The sequence below is a fragment of the Nitrosospira sp. Is2 genome, from assembly GCF_033095785.1.
Taxonomy (GTDB): domain Bacteria; phylum Pseudomonadota; class Gammaproteobacteria; order Burkholderiales; family Nitrosomonadaceae; genus Nitrosospira.
In genome coordinates, this window is record NZ_CP137134.1 from 2675069 (window position 1) to 2696452 (window position 21384).

Consider the following 21384-nt stretch of genomic DNA (forward strand, 5'->3'; position numbering starts at 1 on the left):
CTATTCCTCGAGGGCGGCTTCGTCTCGGCAACGGAGCAGGCAGAACGTGTGATAACGAGAGTATGCATGGAAATAAACACGAGAAAAAACTATTATTGCAAATGCGATAGTTCCCGCCAAGCCTGCGGAAGGGTTGCTTTGCTTGATATGTTTGGGCTAGACAGTGCGTACGCGCTGAAGGCGCTCGCAAAAAAATTGGCCCCGAGCTGGCGGGCTGACGACTGAGTTCTACATTTGAATTTGTTACTAGAAGGGAGAAGGTCAACGATGCGCCATTTACATGCGATCAAGTCCTCTATTCAAGACCGAAACGCACGACTGGTTGCACTTTCCGTTGCGCTGGTGGTGGGTTTATGCCTCAACGCGATCAATCAGGGCATTCCTCTGCTTTTGGGTGAGCCGATGACATTTGGGCGCTGGGTTTCAGCTATTATTACCCCCATCGTTCCCTTCTTCGTCAGTTGTCACGGGCAGGGAATGAGGAGAAACGGATAAGCTTGGGGCGGATTTAGCTGAGTGCAGGGAAGCTAAGCCGATCCGGGCTTGCAGCTATTCATAACGCAAGAACTCTTCCGCGAGCGAGTCCCCGCCGTGGCGCATGATCAGCCCTTCAAGCTCCGCCAGCAAGGCGTCATCTTCATCATCCTCCAGCACACCATCGCCGATCAGCCTTGCAGGCAGACCCGAAATAATTGCCTCTTTTACCGTTTCAAGGGTTGGCGGATATTCCCGATTCTCGTCATTCACCACAGCCTCGATTACCCGCGAGAGCGGCTCACTGGCGTTACTGCGGGCAAAGTCCATCGCGAGTGCTGTTTCTCCAAATTCTTCAATCAGCGCATCCAGTTCATCCAGAAGCGATGCGTCGATATCAAAATGGTGTAAGTGCTCGGTCTCGCTCAAGGATGGCGGTACCAGGCCCGCGACAAAGGAGCGAACTGAGCCCAGCGTGGGGGGTTCATCCGCGTCCGGATCATTGACGCGGCTTTCGATAAGCGCGGAAAGGTTGGGGCTGATGCGGGTGGAAATATCGATTGGATTTCGAATCATGGCAATGTCCCTTTGGAAGCTTTGGAGCGCCGTCCTTGTTTCAAGCCGCGACTGGAATGCACGGCGACTTATGGGGATTATTCAATTTTTAGTCGAGGTCGCGTCCAGAGAAAGTGAATATCTCGATTTGCGGAGTTCGGGTGAATCAGATGTGCAGGTCGACCAGCTTGAGTTCGTCCTGTATTACGAAAGACTCAAAAATAGGTGATTTCAAATACGGGTTTCGATCAATGGCCGTCGCCGGAAGCAGACAGGGCGGCGATAACTTCCTCGTCCGAAACTTGCGGAAAATCCATGTAGAACTGCGCCACCGCGCCGAAGTTCATCGGCGCTGAAAGGCATACTACCCGGTCCGCTTTCGCGCTTACTTTTTCGATCGTATCGGGAGGCGCCACGGGTACCGCGCAAATCAGTTCCTTGGGCTGTTTCGCCTCAAGCGCATGCAATGCAGCAATCATGGTAGCACCGGTGGCAAGTCCATCGTCTATTACGATTACTACCCGTCCGGCAGGATCGATTGGTGCTCGCACAGGGGTATATTGGGCTCTGCGCTGTCGTATCGCCTCAAGTTGCGTGGCAACTTCCTGCCTGATGTATTCATCGCTCGCGCCAACTTGGGAAGCATAGTCTGCGAGGTACACCCAGCCGCTTTCATCGACGGAACCGATGGCGAATTCGGGATTACCGGGGGCGCGCAACTTGCGCACCAGCACTACATCCATTTCTCCGCTCAGCTCGGCCGCAATGATCTTTGCCATCGGCACGGCGCCCCGCGGAATAGCCAGCACCAGCGGGTGCTTCCCGCGGTATTCGGAAAGAGCCGCGGCAAGTTGTTTTGCCGCCGTGACCCGGTTGGAAAAAATCATGACTAACTCCGTTGTGACCGTGGTTATGCGGAATTCATCGTATTTGCCAGTTGACATGAAACCGGTACTCGCTTGAAGTATAGGCGGTCAGGCTGTTTTTTCAATTTTATTGCCTATCGGAATGCTGCTGCGCTGGCGTAGGACAGCGCAGGGCGCCCAGACCCACGGTACTGCTGCCTTTAGCGAACCTACACCGTGCGATTAATGAGCGCACGGAGTTCGCTTAACGGGCGGGCGTTGAGCACGTTTTGTTTTTCCAGCCAGCCGCGACGCGCTTGTCCGAGACCAAAGCGGAGATTTTCGAATTCAAATGTGCTGTGCGCGTCCGAGTCGATGCTGACCAGGACTCCCTCTTCCTTTGCCATCTGGCAATAAATGTCGAGCAGGTCGAGGCGGTCGGGGTGCGCGTTAAGTTCAAGGAAACAACCGCGTCGTCCGGCTTCGCGAATAATCCGCGGCATGTCAATATCATAGGGCGGACGCTGATGGATGATTCGACCGGAAGGATGGGCAAGCATGGTAAAGTGCGGGTGCGACATTGCGCGCAGGACGCGTTCGGTTTGCCTTGCTCGCGACAGTTCGAATTTGCTATGTATCGCGCCGAGCACCAGATCCAGTTTGGCCAGGACGCGGTCCGGCAAGTCCAGACTCCCGTCTTCCAGGATATCCACCTCGATCCCCTTGAGCAAAGTTATGCCTTCCAGGTTTTCGTTAAGTGCATCGATTTCGTCGCATTGTCGCGCCAGGCGCAGAGGATCAAGACCCCTTGCGACAGTAAGGTGGCGTGAATGATCGGTGATCGCAAGATATTGCAGACCATGCGACCGGCCCGCGATTGCCATCTCAAGCAAGGTATTGTGACCATCGGTAGCACTGGTGTGAACGTGCAAATCACCTTGCAGATCGCTGAGTTCCAGCAAATGCGGGAGCCGGCCGGAACGGGCTGCCGGGATTTCGCCGCGGTTTTCGCGAAGTTCCGGCGGAATGTAGGACAAGTCCACGGCACGATAAACGGATTCCTCGGTTTCTCCGGCAATGCGCGTTTTCCCCCGATACACGCCGTATTCATTGATCTTCAATCCGCGCTTCTGGGCAATTTGCCGGACCGCGATATTATGTGACTTGGAGCCCGTGAAGTAGTGTAGCGCGGCGCCATAGCTTTCTTCCGGTACGACCCGCAGATCGACCTGCAAACCGCATTTGAGGAGGACGCTGGCACGCGTCGGACCTACCATGAGTATTTCGGCAACCTCATCATAGGCCGTAAAATGCTGCATCACATTGCTACCGGGTGCAGCGATGACGATGATATCGAGGTCGCCCACGGTTTCGCGCATGCGCCTGAAACTCCCCGCGACCGTCACCTGTTTTATGCCAGGCACGGCCGCAAGATAAGACCGTAATGCTTCCGCATATTGTGCCGCCACCGCCAGCTTGAAGCGACGGATCGGGTCAGTATGAAGTTCAACGGCCTGGAGAATATTGAGTTCGGTCTTTTCGCCGAACCCGGCCAAGGTGTGGATGCGGCCCTGGCGCGCAGCGGAGTAGAGCTGTTCGACGGTTTGCACATCCAGATCGTGATAGAGGTGCCTCACCCGTTTGGGACCAAGCCCTGGAACCCTTAACAGTTCAGTTACGGCCGGCGGAAGCTCAGTGCGCAGACGGTCCAGTAAAGCGCAATGGTCGGTGGAAATAATTTCCTTTATTTTTTCGGAAAGATCGTGACCTATACCGGGGAACCTTGTCAGATCCTCGTCCTTTTCAACCATTGCGTATGCTTCGGTGGAAAGCTCGCCAATAGTCCGCGCCGCGTTACGGTAAGCGCGGATGCGAAACGGATTTGCTCCCTCTATTTCGAGTAGATCGGCAATCTCTTCAAAGATCGCGGCAATATCGGCATTATGGCTGGGCATGCAGCTCGTCCACGTTCGATCTTTTTAACGCGGCGGGAATAAGTACGCAGCGGCGGTTTTGACTTTACCGCTCCCAGTTTAGTCTATCCTGTTAATCATGGAGGCTATCGTAAATCCGAAACGCGTGATCGCTGGCGGAACAATCCATCGCGGCAACTTTTCTCTGTGCACCTATAATAAATAACTGTACGGAAACATGCATGGGAGTGAGGATGAATCCACCAGTACCGCATGCTGATGGCCTCGGGCCGGGTCAAACTCGAGGGTATTTCGAGCACGACGCCGATATGGGTATTATGGGTTGGGGCACTACTGTTGAGCAGGCGTTCGAGGCAGCGGCGCAGGCGGTGTTTAGCATCGTAACCGACCTGGACTCAGTGCGCGCGTCGACTGCGGTCGCGATTGAATTCGAAGAAGCCGATCCCGAGTTTGCCCTGGTCACATGGTTAAATCTGTTGTTGGGGAAGGCCCGAGAGCTTGGCATGGTGTTTTGCCGTTTCCGAGTGCAGCATCAGGGCAATCATTGGCATACGGAAGCGTCGGGCGAGAAGTGGCGTCCGGCCCTGGAGCGCGGTGTCGAAGTAAAAGGCGCTACGCTGACCATGCTGTCAGTCAAAAAAACCGGCGCAACGTGGGAAGCGCGGTGCGTGGTCGATGTATGAGACGTGCAGCGCAATTATGTCGCTGGTACATACCGTCAACTGAACAATAACGCGGGCGAACGTCATGAATCTACAGCAGCTACAGCAACTGCAGCCCTATCTCTGGAGTCTGCCCCGGGTACCAGGCGAGAAGCGGGCAGACGTTTTGCTCTACGGAAGCGCTCCATTGCTGGTGAGCATGGACGACAAGGTGCTGGAGCAGATTGCCGATGTCGCTGCCCTGCCTGGGCTGGTTGGCGCCGCCATGACCATGCCCGATGCCCATTGGGGCTATGGGTTTCCCATCGGCGGCGTTGCCGCGTTCGATGCGGAACGCGGTGGAGTGATTTCCGCCGGGGGAGTTGGGTTCGATATTTCCTGCGGGATACGCTGCCTGCGCAGTAATCTTGACATAAACGATGCTGCGCCCGAGTTCGCCCGCCTCGCAAATGCGCTATTTCACGCGATTCCAGCTGGGGTTGGCGAAGAGGGGGAGATCAAGCTGACCCCAGCGCAGCTCGATGAAGTGATGCAAGACGGCGCGCAATGGGCAGTCAAGCACGGTTACGGCAATACCACAGATCTGGATTACATAGAAGAACGTGGTCGCGTCAATGGCGCGGTTACCGATCATGTTTCGGAACTCGCTAAAAAGCGGCAGCGTGGCGAGATGGGCACACTTGGCTCAGGTAACCATTATCTCGAAGTGCAAGCGGTGGAACATATTTACGATGCTACTGCCGCGCAGGCTTTCGGTCTTTCCGAAGGACAAATTGTCATTTCAATACACTGCGGTTCACGTGGCCTCGGGCACCAGATCGGAACTGAGTATATGGTCCTGCTGGCCAAAGCGGCCAACCGGTTCGGCATCCGTTTACCCAACCGCGAGCTGGCCTGCGCACCGATCAAATCCCCGGAAGGCCAGCAATATACCGGTGCGATGAACGCTGCGATCAACTGTGCGCTCGCCAACCGGCAAATTCTTACTCACCTGGCTCGCACCACCTTTATACAAGTGTATCCCCATGCCGAACTTGAAACCCTGTTCGATGTTTCGCACAATACCTGCAAGATCGAAACGCATGAGATTGACGGCGAACTCAGGGCTCTTCACGTGCACCGCAAAGGCGCGACGCGTGCGTTCGGTCCGTGGCACGAGATGTTGCCGGAGCGTTATCGCGCCGTGGGTCAACCGGTCGTCATCGGCGGCAGCATGGGCACGGGCTCGTACATCCTGGCCGGCGCCAGCGGAAACCCGGCGTTTGCCTCGGCCAGTCATGGCGCCGGCCGGGCCATGAGCCGACATCAAGCGTTGGCACGGTGGAAAGGCCGTGCGTTGATCGATGAACTGGCGCGACAGGGCATACTGATACGGACCCGATCCATGCGGGGCGTAGCGGAAGAGGCCCCCGGCGCATATAAGGATGTTGACCTTGTCGCCGAGGCGACGGAACAGGCCGGGCTGGCGCGGCGAGTTGCTTTCCTTCGTCCAAAAGTTTGCGTCAAGGGATGATTTCAAAATGGCCATGTATCAGCGTATCCTGGTGCCCATTGACGGGAGTCCAACTTCCCAACGGGCGTTTGAGGAAGCGCTTGGCCTCGCCGGGCAAGCGGGGCAGGGCACGCAACTGGAATTGTTGCATGTTGTCGAGATAATCCTTTTTCCCGACAGTGAAATTTATTTCAACTATGCTGAGCTTCAGAAAATCATGAGAAGCAGCGGCGAAAAAATACTGGCGGAGGCCGAAAAAATGGTCCGGCAGGCGGGTGTCGCAGTGCAGAAAAGATTGCTCCAGGCTGATGGAGAACGCATTGCCAACGTAATCGTCGAAGAAGCCCGGCGTTGGCCCGCCGACTTGATCGTCATAGGCACCCACGGCCGTTCCGGTTTCAGCCGTATTCTCTTTGGGAGTGTGGCCGAAGGCGTTGTGCATACCGCTGATGTCCCCGTGTTATTGATCCGCGGGGCATAATCCGCGTCAAATCGAAATTTGTGCTCACATCGTGAAAGTCCTGTCCTGTTTTTTCAAGATAGGCCTTGCAACGTAAACATCGGAGGATATCGTCATGAAATTGCCACTGCAGATCACCACGAGGGACGTTCCCCATTCTGAAGCGCTGGAGGCTCACATTCGCCAGAAAGTGGAAAAGCTCGACACCTTCTACCCCAAAGTCATGGGCTGCCGAGTGGTGGTCGACGTTCCGCACAAGCATAAACATCAAGGGCGCACCTTTAACGTGCGTCTCGATATTACAGTGCCTGGCAAGGAACTGGTGGTGAATCAAGCGCATGAGGATGTATATGTCGCGGTCCGCGACGCCTTTGATGCGGCCAAGCGCCAGCTGGAGGATTATGGCCGGCGGCAGCGCGGCGATATCAAGGCGCACACACCGGTCTTGCATGGGAAGATAGTGCGTCTCATAACCGAGGAAGGCTACGGATTTATTGAGACTCCAGAAGGAGAGGAACTCTATTTTCACCGCGATAACCTGGCTGAAAATAACTTCGAGAAATTGGAGGAGGGCAGCGAAGTCAAGTTTCTTGAAGATATTGGTGGCGAGGGTCCTCAGGCGAAGCGTGTAAGCGCTGGCAAGCGCCACATCGCGGAGGGCGAAGCAGAACAGGAGTGATGAGTCCTGGCCGTTGCGCTCTTCGCCTCGAGGCCTTCCCGCTTTTTCTCTGCTCCATAGTGCCCAGTCTGATGGCACTTATGCTGACGCTGGTCACGCGATTCTCACGGGTGCCGGCGTCGACACCGAAGTTTCGGTCGACAGCACAAGCAGAGAGTAAATTCCAATGAGTGATGGTCGGCACGCGAAAATCGGTCTTCAGGCTGGCGATGCTTTGATTCTGGTGGACGTGCAAAATGACTTTCTTCCCGGCGGCAGTCTCGCTGTGCCCGCCGGTAACGAGGTCGTCCCGGTGCTAAATCGCTATCTCGCGCTATTCCATTCACATCGTTTGCCTGTTTTCGCCACCCGCGACTGGCATCCCCCTGATCACTGCTCCTTCCAGCGTCAGGGCGGTCCATGGCCGGCTCACTGCATCGCGGCGACCCGGGGCGCGGCCTTCCCCGCCAGCCTTCACCTTCCCGCTGATACTTTTGTCATATCCAAGGCGACCGCGCGGGAGAGGGATGCCTATTCGGGGTTTGATAACACCCAGCTCGATTCCTTACTAAAGTCCGCCGGCACTGTGCGCGTATTCATAGGGGGCTTGGCGACGGAGTATTGCGTGCTCGATACCGTGAAGGATGCGCTGCGTTACCATTACGCGACATTTGTTCTCGAGGACGCGATCCGCGCCATTGACACCAGCCTGAACCACGGCGGCGCCAGGGAGCAGATGAAAACCCTGGGCGCGATTCCCATCCACCTTGAAATGCTTAACGCATGAATCCCAGTTCCAGTCCGCTTCTGACCGACCATTATCAACTTATGATGATGCAGAGCTATCTGGAGCAGGGAATGGAAGAAACCGCAGTGTTTGAGCTTTTTGTACGTAAGCTTCCATCGTGCCGTAATTTCATGGTCGCAGCGGGTCTGGAGCAGGTCCTGGATTTTCTGGAGAATCTTACGTTCTCTCCGGACGAGTTGGCATGGCTGGCCATCCGTTTTCAACCTCATCTCATCGATTATCTTGAACGGTTCCATTTTAACGGGGACGTTCATGCCATGCCGGAAGGAACTCTTTTTTTTCCGGACGAGCCCATCCTGAGGATAACCGCACCGCTGCCACAAGCCCAGCTGGTCGAATCGCGGGTCATGAATCTGCTGCACTTCGAGACCATGATCGCAACAAAGGCCGCGCGCTCGGTGCTGGCGGCGCCTGGCAAGCTACTGGTGGATTTCGGCATGCGCCGCGCTCATGGCGCTGAGGCGGCTCTCCTCGCCGCACGGGCGAGCTACCTTGCCGGGTTTTCCGGCACTGCCACCGTGCTGGCGGGGATGCTGTATGGGATTCCGTTATTTGGCACCAGCGCCCATTCCTACATACAGGCACACCCGGATGAAGCTACGGCGCTGGAGAACTTTGCCCGATCCTACCCGGACAACGCTGTTCTGCTGATCGATACGTACGACACCGAAGCGGCTGCAGCCAAGGTGGTGAGCTTGGCTCGCAAACTGAGCGCAGATGGGATAAGCATAAAGGGTGTGCGGCTGGATAGTGGCGATCTTGCCATGCATGCCCGGCATGTCCGACGGATACTCGACGAAGGCGGACTGGACGATGTCGCGATCTTCGCCAGCGGAAACCTGGATGAATACCGTTTGAGTACGCTCGTGTCACCCGCTGGATCGCCAGCGGCGCCAATCGATGGTTTTGGCGTGGGAACGGCGCTGGATGTCTCTAGCGATGCGCCGTCGCTCGACTGCGCCTACAAGCTACAGGAATACGCCGGCAAGGCGCGCCGCAAGCGCTCGGAAGGAAAAGCAACCTGGCCAGGAAGAAAACAGGTTTATCGCAATTACGATGTCTCCAGCGGCTATATCTCACACGATATCGTCACGCTGGAGGGAGAAGATCGTCACGGCGGAGAGCCGCTCATTGTCCCCGTAATGCGGAGCGGAAAGCGTATTAACGGCAGTAGCACGCTTGACGAAATGCGTAAACGGGCGTTGGCTGGCTACGCCCGTTTGCCGCAGTCTTTGGCGGCGATCGATGCATCGTCGGCTTACCCGGTGGAGATTTCCGCACCGTTGCGCGCTCTGGCGAATCAGCTGGATGTGGATACGGGGGCGCAACCGTTTCAGGCACCAGCATCATAATGTCATTATCAAATCTCACTCGCGTCGCACTAACGGTCCGGCATCGGACAATTCGCTCGGATTCATCCACGGAGGCATGGCGGTAGGCATGAGCTTCGCCTCCATGGATTCGAGCAGAGCGTTGATCCGGTGAGTTTGGCCCTGAAATGCCGCGAGAAGCGTATGTAAATTTCGATTTGGTTCCACGTTTTTGAGCTCTAGCAGATGCAGCACAAGCTAGGTCCCAGGCTAACTCCCCGCACCTGTATTCGGAAGCATACGTGCCGGAGACGCGATGGAGCGACCCTGTCCGCAATGGGCAGGAATGCGATCCCCAATCATTTATTCCAGTTCGACGCGTAGCCCAAAAAGACGGACAACGCAGAGCTCATCTTCCTTTATCAGGGGTATCCTGATTCCCACGGGAATGGATGACAAGCAGATTGGCATCATGCGTGACAATTCCCAGCAGCGCGGCGCCCAACACCCGGTCTATATTGCACCAATACTCCTGGAACGGACCGTATGGATCAGCTACAAGTACAGTACGCTTCAGCCGGTCATAGCCGGTCAATACAACGAAATGCCCAGCCTGAAAGCCTCGCACGTCATCGGGTGTATCATCCGGTCCATATTCTCTCGGGGCGCGGTAAAGGTAGGTGGAGCTCAATCCGGTCAGAATAGGCAGGCCACGGCGCAAGAGGCCATGGATGAGTGATTGCGAGAGGTCGATAAGCCGCAACCGCCCACCCAGGCGGAGGAACTCCAGATAGCCTTCCGTGGCATGCCGCAATCTTGGTTCCGTTTTTAGCTCGCGCTGGAGCCTTAGCCGTTCGGCGATGTCCACGCCCGGAGCGAACCAGGTCGGATCGAAAACCATCAGGTTGTAGGTATATATCGTGGCCTGGAAACCGTTGCGCATGGCATCGCAACCCAGAAAAACTGCAGAGGTGCCACTGTCGCTATCCAGTTTCCGGGTTCGCGTTATGACACTCCTCAGCGTCTCCGTCTTTCCCCAATAGTTATACATTGCATGCAGGCAGGTCGGCCCGCATGTCGTTTCATCCGGCTGAGGCAGTGTTCTGACTGGCAAGCGTACTGTTGTCCTGAGCATGGCATTGATATGGGCTGACTGGGCTGGTGAGGTAATTCTGGAACTCGGGACAGCCTCCTGCACGGTTTCTTAAAGAAAGGTTAGCACGGAGATGGGGCAAAGTGGAATGCCGTTCCCGTGAAATATAAACAAGAGTTGATCGCTGATGCGAGAAGAGTTCGATAGTTAGGAAGGGGGTCTAGGGCCTCGTTGACGTTTTAGGATGTGGTTGGGTTCATGTTATTTTTCGGACGGATCAATCGATCGAGCTTTTCCCACTCGGGGGCATCAATGTCAAACCCCTCTCCTTCATTCAGGAACGTTACCGCATGGGCTTGCTCTGCCGGTGATAGCACTTCCTGTTTTGACTGCAACGACTTAAGTACCGCGAGATCTGCTTCGGAAGCATCCTTCAACTTGCATAGCCGCCGGCGAATGCGCGTCGTCAAATCGATCGCGCTGGCTTGCAGCGAAGCAATGGCAAACGGGGCCTCGAGTTCATGCGCGAGTCCGTGGAAATATTCGCGTTCGCTCTGCCTCAGAAAGGCGGCATCCACAATCACGGTATTGCCCGCCATCAGCAGTTCGCGCGCGAGTTTGTGGAGGCGCTCATAAGTATGTTGTGTCGCGCTTGCAGTGTATATGGCATCGCCCGATTCGCGGCTGTCCGCCAGCGGCGTGAGTCCAAATAGACGTTTACGCTCCACATCGGAACGGATGCGTATTGCCTGGAACCGTTCCAGCGCTGTCTGCGCAAAAGTTGTTTTGCCTGACCCGGGTAATCCATGTGTAATAATCAGCGCGGGGCGGTGCCACGCGAGGCGCTCCCCAGCAAGAGCAACAAGACTGAAGCAATTGGCCAATGCGGCCGTTCTTGCTCGCTTACGCAAGCCCGTCTGCTCCGCGCGAATCGCGCTGACCATGGCGCGCACCACGGCGCGGTAGGCAATATAGTAACGCAGCAAGCATACCCCGCCGTAATCTCCAGTAGACTCCAGGTAAGCGTTCAAGAAACGGAAGGCGAGGTCAGGTCGCTGGTAGTGCAACAGATCCATGACGGTAAATGCAACTTCATTCATTAGGTCAATCCAGCGCAGCGACGGGTTGAACTCGATACAGTCGAAGGGGATGGGCTGATTGCCGATAAGTGCGATATTGCCGAGATGCAGGTCACCATGGCACTCGCGTACAAAACCCTGCGCATGGCGCTGTTCAAGGCGATACTCGCATTTGCCATATTCCATTTCCATGGCATGACGCAGCGGGGTCACCCTGGTTTCATCTTCGTGACTCGCCAGTGCACCTTGCAAGCGCTCAAAGCTTTTCGATACTGATGAATAGGTGGCCGCGGCTGTACCAAACCGAACTGACGCTTTCGTCATTGGCAGGCCGGCATGAAATCGGGCGATGGTGGCCGCGAGGCTATCCATATGCGAGGGTAGAATCTTATTGCGCGCGGCGAGGCGATCCAATTGTTTCAGGGTGGAAAAGCGCCGCATTCGGACAGCATATTCAATCGCTGGCAGCGTGCCCAACTGGGGTATTTCCAGCGTGCCCCCGATGGGAATAACATCGAGATACAGCCGTGGCGCCAATCGGCGGTTGAGTCGGATTTCCTCGTCGCAGTAATCGCGGCGCCTTGCCAGGCTGGTAAAATTCAGGAAGCCGAGATCAACCGATTTCTTGATTTTGTACGCGTAACGTCCCGCCAGGAGCACCCAGGATATGTGCGTTTCAACCAGTCGCACCCGTTTCGCGGGATGGGGATAGCGCTCCCCATCCAACAAGGCAGTGATCAGCCTGCTCTGCAGATCGTCATTTATTTGCGGAGTAGGAGAATGGGATTTTGAGCACTTGACCATTGCTTTCAGCAAGACGCCGACCATGCCGTCGCATGATAGCTGGAAGAGCGACCAGTCGGATTCTAAGGAAACTGTTCAGCGAACATCGCAAGGAACCCCTCCAGCGCATCTGCGGGAAGCCGGTTAATACCCGCCGCGGCCCGACGCCCTCCACCTGTCTCAAACTTGAGGCAGAGCGTATCGGCACCCTGCGGATTGGCAATCGGGGCGCGCACGCTGACCGTATAACCGCCATACCGATTCGATGTGATCACCGCATGAGCGCTCATCGGATTATCGTTCGCCAGTTTGTTCGCGAAAACACCGTTTACCCGCCTTGCCCACGCTTCATCGGGTAGCATATAGGCCGCGTGATGTCCGCCCGCCTGCAGGGGTCGAATCGGAGCAACCATGCTGATATCGTGATGAAACCCAGCCGCAAGCCGGTCAAATGCTGGTGACCTGGCAATAAAATCAAATGGATCGGGATATGGCCGCATTTCTTCGTACAGCTTGGCCGGTTCGAAATGCAGATCTTGCAGACGGTCGCCATAACCATTGTAATTCAAGTACTCACCCAGCGATGCCAGCTTTTCTGTTTCGGGTTCCGAAAGTCCCGCATCTTTCGCAAGGGCGCGGCCGCTCTGCCCAAGATTATCCCCAAAGGCGGCCACGATTGCCCATAAGCGGTAGTGCCCTCGCAAGTACCGATCAACCAGGATGCTAGTGCATACTTGCGCGGATAAGTCGATATGGGCGGCAAGATTTTGGTGCAGCGGTATTTCACCTGCATAATGGTGGTCGAAATACTCGACGCTTGCTCCCGCCTCCAGCAAGCGCATGAGCCCCTTTCGGTTACTGTCGAGCGAGATATCGAGTACGGTTACCTGATCACCCATGCCGGCTTCCACCCGGTCAAGCAGCTTGATGTCGCGCTTGACTCCGGTAACCAGTGTGGCCCGCGCCGGATTTTCGAGCCGGAGCTGATGCAATGCACATAAGCCGTCGGCATCGCCGTTAAACACATCATAATTCATGCTGATTTCTCGGAATTCAACTCAATAATTTTCAAATAGTACGCTTGGTAAATAGCAGGTATTAACAGGAGAAGCGTATAGCGCCGCAGGAGTCGGAATAGCGGCTCCGGTTCGCATTGACCGCGGCGGAAACCCGCCTAGCGCAACCTCGATTGATAGTTCAGGGGTTCTTCCCATGAGAAAGCTGATATTTGCCGCCCGGACGTTTTTTATAAACCGCGGAGCACGGGCGGAACGTGTCAGCGAACTTACAGGCGGCACTAAGAGGCAAGGAAGCAGCTTACACCGCTAATGGGCAGGGTACCAGAAGGTTCTATTGTGGAGGCTGTGCCACTTTTTCAGGGAGCGGCTGCATTGAAAGTGTTTTATTTTGCCTCAGAATTTCCTCTATCTTATCGGCTGTGACACCGGGACTAAACAGATATCCCTGCATTTCATCGCATTCAAGCGCGCGTAGAAGCGCTGCCTGCTCATGGGTTTCAACCCCCTCCGCGATTACCTGCAGATGCAGGGAGTGCGCCAGAGATATGATGGCGGAGACGATCGTAAAGTCATCGGGATTTGTCGTCATATTGATAATGAAAGCGCGATCGATTTTAAGCACGTTCACCGGTAATTTGGCTATATAGTTGAGTGACGAATAGCCAGTCCCAAAATCATCTATCGCGACTTCGATATTCATAGCGCGTATGCGCCTGAGCTTATCAATATTCGCTTCAATGTCCTGCATGATCACGCTTTCGGTAATTTCAAACTCCAGGCCGATCTCGATGTTTTGCGCGGCGTCCAGGACGCTAGCAACCATATCGACGAAATCGCTCTGCTGTAGTTGAATCGGCGAGACATTTACTGCAATTTTGGGGGGATTCAACCCCATGTCCTGCCATTTCCTGTAATCCGATATTGCCTTGCTTAACGCCCAGCGGCCCGCCTCAAGTATCATCCGCGTTTCTTCGAGCAGGGGAATGAAACTGAGCGGCGGTATAAGGCCGATTTCGGGATCACGCCAGCGCATCAATGCCTCCAGACCGCTGATTTTTCCAGTTCTCAGATTAATTTTAGGTTGGTAGTGCAGCACCAGCTGTTCTTGCTCCAAGGCCTGTCGCAACTTGGTTTCAAGCTTGAGCTTCTCCGTGATGCGAGCGTTAAACTCGGGTGCATAAAAACGGTGCCTGTCGCAAGAAAGCTTGGCCCTTTTCAGTGCTGTTTCAGCGTGCCGCAAAAGCGTATCGGCATCCAGACCATCGCCAGGATAAAACGATGTTCCTGCTCTGGCGGAAACGTGCAGCTCCTGTTCGCTTATCGGGAACGGCTGGTTCTGGATTCCGAGCAAAACTTTGTCCAGAATATGCGTAATCGATGTACTTTCTCCTTGATGCATAGTGGCGATCGCGAAGTGATCTGCCGAAAGATGGGCCAGGATATCGGTTTCCGGAAGCAACTGCTTCAGTCGTTGCGCGAGCTGACGCAACAGGCTATCTCCAGCTTGGTGGCCAAGTGACTGGTTTATACTGCTGAATCGCTCAAGGTCGAGAATAATTACCGAAAGGACCTTACGGCTGTGGTCACTCGTCGCGATTCGCTGGCTGACACGATCGAGAAAAAGCGCTCGATTAGGAAGGTTCGTTACCGCATCAAAGAAAGCCAGATAATTGATGCGTTCCACCTTTTTCAAATGGTCCAGGGCGAAAGAGATGTCACCGGCCATTTCGTTTAACAGAGCCATTTCCTCCTCATCGAAAAAAGCGGTTTCCGGCGCGTAGAGCGCGAAGACGCCCACCACTTCCGCTTCCAGCGTTAACGGCAGCACCACCATCGAGTGATACCCGCGCTCCAGTGCAGTGCTGTAGTCCGGCTGCATCCGCGAGTCCGTTAGATCGTTGCAAATCGCAGGCTTTACCTGCTTTATCGCTTGCGCTATCAAGAAGGAGTTTCCTGAAGATTCGAGCACGTTATCCAGGCTGAGCTGAGACAGATAGCCATCATCTCGTCCGGCCTTTGCTATTGGCGTGACGTTTCGTGCCTCTCCATCGAACGTGCCGATCCAGCTAAACACAAATCGGCCGTGATCCACCGCGATACGGCATGCGTCATCAAAAAGCTCTTGTCTTCCTCTAACCCGGACGATAGTGGTGTTGATACCGCTTAACACGCTGTAAATCCGGTTGAGCCGGACGATTCGGGCCTCGTACTCCTTACGCAGGGAGATTTCCGTAGTCAGCGCCTCGGTCCGCTGTGCGACCAATTGCTCCATGTTTTCATGCAACCAGGCGCGCTCCAGCGCAATGCTTACCTGCTGCCCGATGCCATATAACATTTCCAGTTCATTATCATTGAAAGGCTCTTGTCCGTTCCCCACCACATTGAGGATGCCTCGGTTCTGGTTACCACTCCGCAAAGGGACGCTGGCGTGCCAGCCGGGGGTCTCAGCATCCCCTTCGGGTTTTACACGATGCCGGCAACTGACAATGTTGGTGACCTGGCCCAGGTCCCCTGCGAGGAAAAGGCGCTGACATTCGCATCGTGCATCCGTCATGCTCGCTGCCGCTAATGTTGCCGGTGCATTGCGCGCGGCAGCCAATCTGAAAGTATTGTCGTTTTCCAGGTAGATCCATCCGGACAGTAGCCCGGGTAGTCCCATGGCATGCTCAAGCGCTTTTTCACAAACCTCGCGTTCAGTTACGGCCTGGTTCAAGCCCTCGGCGATACGGTAAAGGCCGCTGAGTAGGTGATTAGAGTGCGCCAGTTCCAGCTGGCGCGCGTGGAGTTCATTATTGAGACGGATTGCATCCTCATAGATTGAAATCAGCAAATCCAATATCTGCTGGCGTTCGGCATTTATGAAATGCTTTTGACCCCCCAGATAAATCTCCATTCCCATCTGCATTTTCTGATTCTTGCGTAATGCCAGATTCATAAGCAGATAGCTGATGCGGGAAAGGAGATACTCGTTTTCATAAGGCTTGCGGATGAAGTTATCAGCACCGCATTCCAGCCCTTTCATGATATCCCTGATGTCTGACAGCGAGGTGAGCAGGATGACGGGGATATCCTTGAGCTCTTCCGCCCGTTTGATTTCGCGGCATAGCGTGTATCCATCCATCTCGGGCATCATCACATCGCTCACGATAAGCGTGGGTTTGTGCCGCCGAGCCGCTGCGAGGGCCTCCTTGCCATTTGCCACGGCTATCACGGAATAGCCGTCCTCCTCAAGCAGGTAACGCAGTTTTTCAGCCTGGGTCGGGCTGTCCTCCGCAATCAAAATCTCGGCATTGATGGGCTTACTTTGAATATCGCACGCCACGCTCTGATTCTCCCCTATGATTCACAAGATTTGTTAACGCCGTGGCAATCTTTTCCAGCGGGAGGATCAGCATCGCTGCATCCAGCCTGATTGCCTCACCTGGCATGCCATGCACTACGGAACTGTCCCTGTCCTGGGCAAAAGTAATGGCGCCACGCTCCTTGAGTAGCTTTAGTTCGCTTGCTCCATCGCGCCCCATTCCCGTCAATAAACCGGCCACAGCCTCGGCTCCGTAGATCTCGGCAATAGCACGGAAGAGGTATGAGATCGAAGGCCTTAACCCATGCTCGGGATCATTTTTTGTCAGAACAATCTTTCCCTCGCGCTCTACCTTCATCTGGTGCTCATCAGGCGCCACATAGACATGTCCGGGCAGCAGAAATTCGCCGTGTGTTGCGACATGGACGGGTAGGCCCGATGAAGTCGCCAGCCAGCGGGCGAATCCGGTGATAAACCCGGGAGACATGTGCTGGACGATTAAAATTGGCACGGGGAAATTTCTTGGAAGTGCCGCCAGGATGGTTTCAAGCGCCGGCGGTCCCCCGGTAGAGGCACCGATGGCTACAACTCTTATTTTGGCTGATTCTCGCGCCAATGCCACGTTTGCCGGTCGCGGTACCGGCGCGGCAGCGCGGTCGCGCGGCCAGCGACGTATTACCTTTACTTCTGACATCAGCTTTACAGTCTGTAGCAAGTCTCGCGCCATGACCTCATGATCGGGATGGCCGATGCCGGTCGGACGGCGCAGCACTGCCAGCGCGCCTGCGTCCATCGCCTTAAATGTTGTGGCGACTTCAAAAGGATCTTCGGTGCCGCTTACGATGACAATGGGCGTGGGATCGGTTTCCATGATCAAGCGCGTGGCGTCAAGCCCGTTCAGTTTGGGCATGTGGATGTCCATGGTGATAACGTCCGGCCGCTGGCGGCGCACGACATCGAGCGCTTCCTCGCCGTCACATGCTGTGCCGACAACGCTGATGCCAGGGTCGGAGCTGAGAATGTGTACAAGGAATTCACGCACTACGGACGAGTCATCCACTACCAGAACCCTGATCATGAAAGCGCAGATGACGTGCCGATAAGCCGCCGAATAACCTCCAGCAGGTTGCTCTGATCGAAATTGCTTTTCACAATGTAGGCGTTGGCGCCAGCATCAATCCCCCGCTCGCGGTGTTCACGTGATTCCAGTGCCGTAACCAGCACGACGGGTAGTCCCGCAAATTTCTTCTCGGCCCGGATTTGAGCCGTGAGGCCAAAGCCATCCATGCGTGGCATTTCCACATCGGAGACGACCAGGTCAAATGAGCCCGTCTTAAGCGTTGTGAAACCATCCACTCCATCCACGGCTGTGGTGACACGATAGCCCCCCGACTCCAGGATGTTTTTGAGCAACACGCGCGAAGTAATAGAATCCTCCACCACCAGAACCGATTGTTTTTTTGCTTTCTCATCCTTTCGGGAAGGTATCGGGCGCGCACTCTCCTGGGCTGCAGGGGGTCGCTTCACAGCCGATTTGAGTAAATCGGCTGGGTTGAGCACAGGCGCCATGCGGCCGGACCCGAGGACGCTCGCTCCCGCGATATTTCGTACCCGGACCAAAGGCCGAACCAGTGCTTTGGCCAGCACCTCTTGTTCACCTACAATCGCTTCGACTAAAAACGCCACGCGAAGGAGACCGGACCCCAGCACTACGGCGGTTACACTGTCCGTTGGCTCGCCGGGTGCGGAATGACGGGGTAATTCAAGTATGTCGCTCAACCAGACGAGTGAGATCGGCTGTTCATCCACCAGGATGGTGGTTCGGTTCTCCACCGTTCGAATTTCTTTATCAGGAACCCGAACCACTCGCTCAACGCTCGTTGAGGGAATAACAAAAAGTTGCTCGCCAGCATGAACGAGTAGTCCGCGGAAGTTTGCCAGCGTTCGCGGCAACGAAATATGGAAAGCAGTCCCAGCACCGGGTATCGACTTTATAACGATGTTCCCACCCAGATGCTCGACCTTTTCATGGACAATCGCAAGCCCAAGTCCCCGCCCGGATATATCGGTGACAATGGGGCTGGTTGTGACGCCCGATTTAAAGGCCAGTGCCGCCACTTCCAGTTCACCCAACTGCTCCGCCTCCTCGGCCAAGATAACGCCGAGCTTGCAGGCTGCAGCTTTAACCATGGCGAGATCAAAGCCCGCCCCATCATCCGTGACGAGCAGCTCAACCGTACTGCTGTCTTTTTGCGAACATGCTAACGTGATTGTTCCGTGTGGTGGTTTGCCCTTGCTTACTCGCACCGCGGTTGGCTCGATACCGTGATCAATGCAATTACGCACGAGGTGGATAAGCGGATCCTTCATCTCTTCCAGGATGTGTCGATCTATCTCAAGCTCGCTTCCCCGGATCGTCATTTCCAAGTTTTTACCCTGATCGCGTGCCAGTTCTCGCGAGAATCGCGGGAGAATCTGAAGCAACGACGCGAACGGCAGTAATTGCATCTCCTTGACGTCTTGCCGCAGGCCGTCGGTAAGGCTGGTCAGCATTCGCTGATCCTGCTCGGCCGCGCGTTGCAAGCGTGCAAGCTGATCCTCAAGCATTTTCATCTGGACTTGCTCGGCATCGAGATATTTGAGGAGCTTTGGAAGCTCATGCGTCCTGATTGAACTGTTGCCATTCGCGGCAGTATGCGTAAGTTCGCGATCAACCACTCTCAATACCGGTTGGATTTGAAGCCGCTGTTTCTTCCATGCTGCGAGTGTGGTGAATGCGTGCCCAAGTTCCTCGGCGCGGTGACCTACCGCCAGGCACGGCAGCAACAGTTCCTCAACCTGGCGCATGACTGTGTCCAATTTTTCTGCTGAGACCCTTACAGTAGCGAGTGCCCGGCTAGGTGCCGCGCCTGATACCTCTCGTGTATCGACGTCGGTTGGTGGATCATCCGAGGGCGGGAGCACAGGCTCAGGTGCCGTCGAAAATTCAGGCAGCGGCCTTAGCAATGCCTCATTAATTTGACGAATGAGTGCGCCGATCAGAGGTTTAAGGGCGCCCTTCTGGCCGTCATCGATGGCAAGAAGCCGCTCTACGGTGTCGGTCCCTTGGAGTAGCAGGTCGATCAATTCTGGCGAGATGACCAGGTGCTTCTCTTTCATTGCTGAAAACGCATTCTCCAACGACCGGCAGACTGCCTCGATGTCCGTGTGATTAACGGTTCGGGCAGCCCCCTTTAAACTGTGGGCGGCCCGGAAAATCGTTTCAACAAGTGCAAATTGTTCAGCTGATGGTGTTTTTTCCAGCGCCAGCAGTCCCGAAGCCATTGTCTGAAGATGCGCATCTGCTTCAATCCGAAATGTGATGAGGAGCTTCTTCAGAAGCACATCATTCTTGCTTGTCATGAGCGTCTTCCATTCTTGATCTCACCTACTAACGCCCTCAGCCGAGTCCCCATGTCATGGAGTGCCTGTGCAGCTTTCTCCGCCTGCCTGGTGCCCGCTACGTTCTGTTCGCTCGCTTCCTTGATATTGTTCATCGCCACTGCTACCTGATCCATACCGACCATCTGCTGATGGCTGGACGCGGCGATCTGCGTTGCTGCCTGAGACGCTTCGTTGATACTGGCTGACAGCAGCCTGATTGCCTCGTCGGTTTCGGCTGATTGTTTCACGCCGGCTTCAACTGCCTTGTTGCCCTGTTCGGTAGCGAGAACGGCGACGTTGGTTGCCTTCTGAATATCGCCGAGAATAGTACGCACCTGGCCGGTTGCCTGCTTTGATTGCTCGGCAAGGCTTCTGATTTCATGTGCCACCACGCCGAAACTCTTGCCTTGTTCGCCCGCCCGGGCGGCCTCGATGGCGGCATTAACCGCGAGGAGATTCGATTGCTCAGCCAGGTCGTTGACGGTGGCAATGATCTGGCCGATGGCATGGCTCTGCTCGGATAATTGGACAATGCTTTCCGCGATGGAGCTCATCTGCTCCCTGATGCGGTGCATCACATGAAGAGCTTCTTCCACCGATTTGCGTCCTGCCTGGGAGACATTCGACGCTTTCTGCGCGCTTTCTGAAACATACTTCGCCTTTTGGCTTGCATGCTGGGCGGTTTGCTTGACCTCTTCCACCGTGGCGGTTGTCTCGCTCACTGCGGCTGCGGTCTCGGCTGCGCTTGAGGCTACTTGCGTGGTCGTGGCGAGAATCTCGGCTGAGGAAGATGACAGCTGAGAGATATTTTCACGAAGCTCGCGTGTAATAACACGGCTGAGATGGATTCCGATCGCTAACCCGACAATGACGGCAAACAGGGCCGCCACTATTAATGTCAGCATATACGAACTTACCTTCTCGGCAACTTCGGTCCTTCCTTTATCCAGCAGCTTCGCCTGTTGATCATAGAAGCGCGTGGCTTTGTCGATGAGTGCAATGCTGCGAGGACGGAACTCCTTGATGGTATAATCTATTGCTTCTTCAGTCTGTTTTTCCAGTGCCAGTCGGACCGCCTGTTGCTGAGCTTTCTCTGTTTGCTGCTGGAGTTCCTCAAGGTCATCCAGCAGGTCGGTACCTTCCCGCCCAGCCATCAGGTCGCGCATTCTTTCAAAAATTTGCTGGTACTTGCGATCATTAGCTTCTAGAAGGGCTTGATTTGTCTTGTGTAGTTCCTGGTACAGCAACATACCCCTAACATACGTCTGCTGGGCAAAGGTCACGGCCCGAAGGTCATTGGCGGCCTCCAGGAGTCGCTCGTCGACATTAAGAAAATGGTTGTACGTCGCCCGAGTCTGATTGAGGGCATAAAAGGCGACGCTGGTTACGAGCACAAGCAGTGCCAGTACGATTGTGTAGCTCCCAATTATTTTTTTGCTGATGGTCATATTTTTTCTTCCGGGGCCCTGTACTGCAGCTGCAGCGTCT

Annotated in this window: 19 protein-coding genes; 8 read left to right on the forward strand and 11 right to left on the reverse strand. The window is 55.2% G+C overall.

Annotated elements, in window-relative coordinates:
* Positions 1-267 precede the first annotated feature (267 nt).
* Positions 268-495, forward strand: coding sequence for a nitrate/nitrite transporter NrtS (gene nrtS / locus R5L00_RS11735; RefSeq protein WP_091137992.1), 228 nt, complete (start codon positions 268-270; stop codon positions 493-495).
* Positions 496-549: 54 nt separating this feature from the next.
* Here the strand turns inward: nrtS and R5L00_RS11740 are convergent, their stop codons facing one another.
* On the reverse strand, positions 550-1050 hold the full coding sequence (locus R5L00_RS11740) for a hypothetical protein (protein ID WP_317651848.1): 501 nt from the start codon (positions 1048-1050) through the stop codon (positions 550-552).
* On the opposite strand from R5L00_RS11740, the gene R5L00_RS11745 reads away from it, so the two are divergent.
* Positions 1049-1258: a hypothetical protein gene (locus tag R5L00_RS11745; RefSeq protein ID WP_317651850.1), complete on the forward strand. Its 210-nt coding sequence runs from the start codon at positions 1049-1051 to the stop codon at positions 1256-1258. The genes R5L00_RS11740 and R5L00_RS11745 overlap by 2 nt on opposite strands.
* A 19-nt stretch (positions 1259-1277) precedes the next feature.
* On the opposite strand, the gene R5L00_RS11750 is transcribed toward R5L00_RS11745, so the two are convergent.
* On the reverse strand, positions 1278-1916 hold the full coding sequence (locus R5L00_RS11750; protein WP_317654175.1) for a phosphoribosyltransferase: 639 nt from the start codon (positions 1914-1916) through the stop codon (positions 1278-1280).
* Between the two features lie 188 nt (positions 1917-2104).
* Positions 2105-3829, reverse strand: a complete 1725-nt coding sequence (gene polX / locus R5L00_RS11755) for a DNA polymerase/3'-5' exonuclease PolX (protein ID WP_317651854.1) — start codon at positions 3827-3829, stop codon at positions 2105-2107.
* 212 nt (positions 3830-4041) lie between these two features.
* On the opposite strand from polX, the gene R5L00_RS11760 reads away from it, so the two are divergent.
* The 6 genes from R5L00_RS11760 (at position 4042) to R5L00_RS11785 (ending at position 9240) form a co-directional block, all read left to right on the forward strand.
* Positions 4042-4491, forward strand: coding sequence for an archease (locus tag R5L00_RS11760; protein ID WP_317651856.1), 450 nt, complete (start codon positions 4042-4044; stop codon positions 4489-4491).
* A 64-nt stretch (positions 4492-4555) separates the two neighbouring features.
* Complete coding sequence (locus tag R5L00_RS11765; RefSeq protein ID WP_317651858.1) at positions 4556-5983, forward strand: RtcB family protein; 1428 nt, start codon at positions 4556-4558, stop codon at positions 5981-5983.
* A 7-nt stretch (positions 5984-5990) separates the two neighbouring features.
* The gene (locus tag R5L00_RS11770) at positions 5991-6443 is read left to right on the forward strand and encodes a universal stress protein (protein ID WP_317651860.1); all 453 of its coding nucleotides are present in this window, start codon (positions 5991-5993) and stop codon (positions 6441-6443) included.
* Positions 6444-6537: 94 nt separating this feature from the next.
* Positions 6538-7101 (forward strand): ribosome hibernation-promoting factor, HPF/YfiA family, encoded by a 564-nt coding sequence (hpf, locus tag R5L00_RS11775; RefSeq protein WP_317651862.1) that lies wholly within the window; start codon positions 6538-6540, stop codon positions 7099-7101.
* Between the two features lie 166 nt (positions 7102-7267).
* Positions 7268-7867, forward strand: coding sequence for an isochorismatase family protein (locus R5L00_RS11780; RefSeq protein WP_317651864.1), 600 nt, complete (start codon positions 7268-7270; stop codon positions 7865-7867).
* Positions 7864-9240: a nicotinate phosphoribosyltransferase gene (locus R5L00_RS11785; protein ID WP_317651866.1), complete on the forward strand. Its 1377-nt coding sequence runs from the start codon at positions 7864-7866 to the stop codon at positions 9238-9240. The genes R5L00_RS11780 and R5L00_RS11785 overlap by 4 nt, the downstream gene beginning before the upstream one ends.
* 15 nt (positions 9241-9255) lie before the next feature.
* Here R5L00_RS11785 and R5L00_RS11790 read toward each other — a convergent pair whose 3' ends face one another.
* The 8 genes from R5L00_RS11790 to R5L00_RS11825 form a co-directional block, all read right to left on the reverse strand.
* A complete protein-coding gene (locus R5L00_RS11790) occupies positions 9256-9426 on the reverse strand; it encodes a hypothetical protein (protein ID WP_317651867.1) in 171 nt (56 codons plus the stop codon).
* 181 nt (positions 9427-9607) lie between these two features.
* Positions 9608-10312 (reverse strand): C39 family peptidase, encoded by a 705-nt coding sequence (locus R5L00_RS11795; protein WP_317651869.1) that lies wholly within the window; start codon positions 10310-10312, stop codon positions 9608-9610.
* 218 nt (positions 10313-10530) lie between these two features.
* Positions 10531-12198, reverse strand: coding sequence for an AAA family ATPase (locus R5L00_RS11800; RefSeq protein WP_317651871.1), 1668 nt, complete (start codon positions 12196-12198; stop codon positions 10531-10533).
* Positions 12199-12236: 38 nt separating this feature from the next.
* Entirely contained in the window at positions 12237-13190 is a 954-nt protein-coding gene (locus R5L00_RS11805; RefSeq protein WP_317651873.1) for an acetyltransferase, read from the reverse strand.
* A gap of 313 nt (positions 13191-13503) precedes the next feature.
* Entirely contained in the window at positions 13504-16494 is a 2991-nt protein-coding gene (locus tag R5L00_RS11810; RefSeq protein ID WP_317651874.1) for an EAL domain-containing protein, read from the reverse strand.
* Positions 16472-17551 carry a chemotaxis-specific protein-glutamate methyltransferase CheB gene (gene cheB, locus R5L00_RS11815; RefSeq protein ID WP_317651876.1) on the reverse strand — a complete coding sequence of 360 codons (1080 nt, stop codon included), beginning with the start codon at positions 17549-17551 and terminating at the stop codon, positions 16472-16474. The genes R5L00_RS11810 and cheB overlap by 23 nt, the downstream gene beginning before the upstream one ends.
* Positions 17548-19875: a hybrid sensor histidine kinase/response regulator gene (locus R5L00_RS11820; protein WP_317651878.1), complete on the reverse strand. Its 2328-nt coding sequence runs from the start codon at positions 19873-19875 to the stop codon at positions 17548-17550. Before R5L00_RS11820 ends, cheB begins: the two co-directional genes overlap by 4 nt.
* Positions 19872-21344, reverse strand: a complete 1473-nt coding sequence (locus tag R5L00_RS11825) for a methyl-accepting chemotaxis protein (RefSeq protein ID WP_317651880.1) — start codon at positions 21342-21344, stop codon at positions 19872-19874. Before R5L00_RS11825 ends, R5L00_RS11820 begins: the two co-directional genes overlap by 4 nt.
* Positions 21345-21384 lie beyond the last annotated feature (40 nt).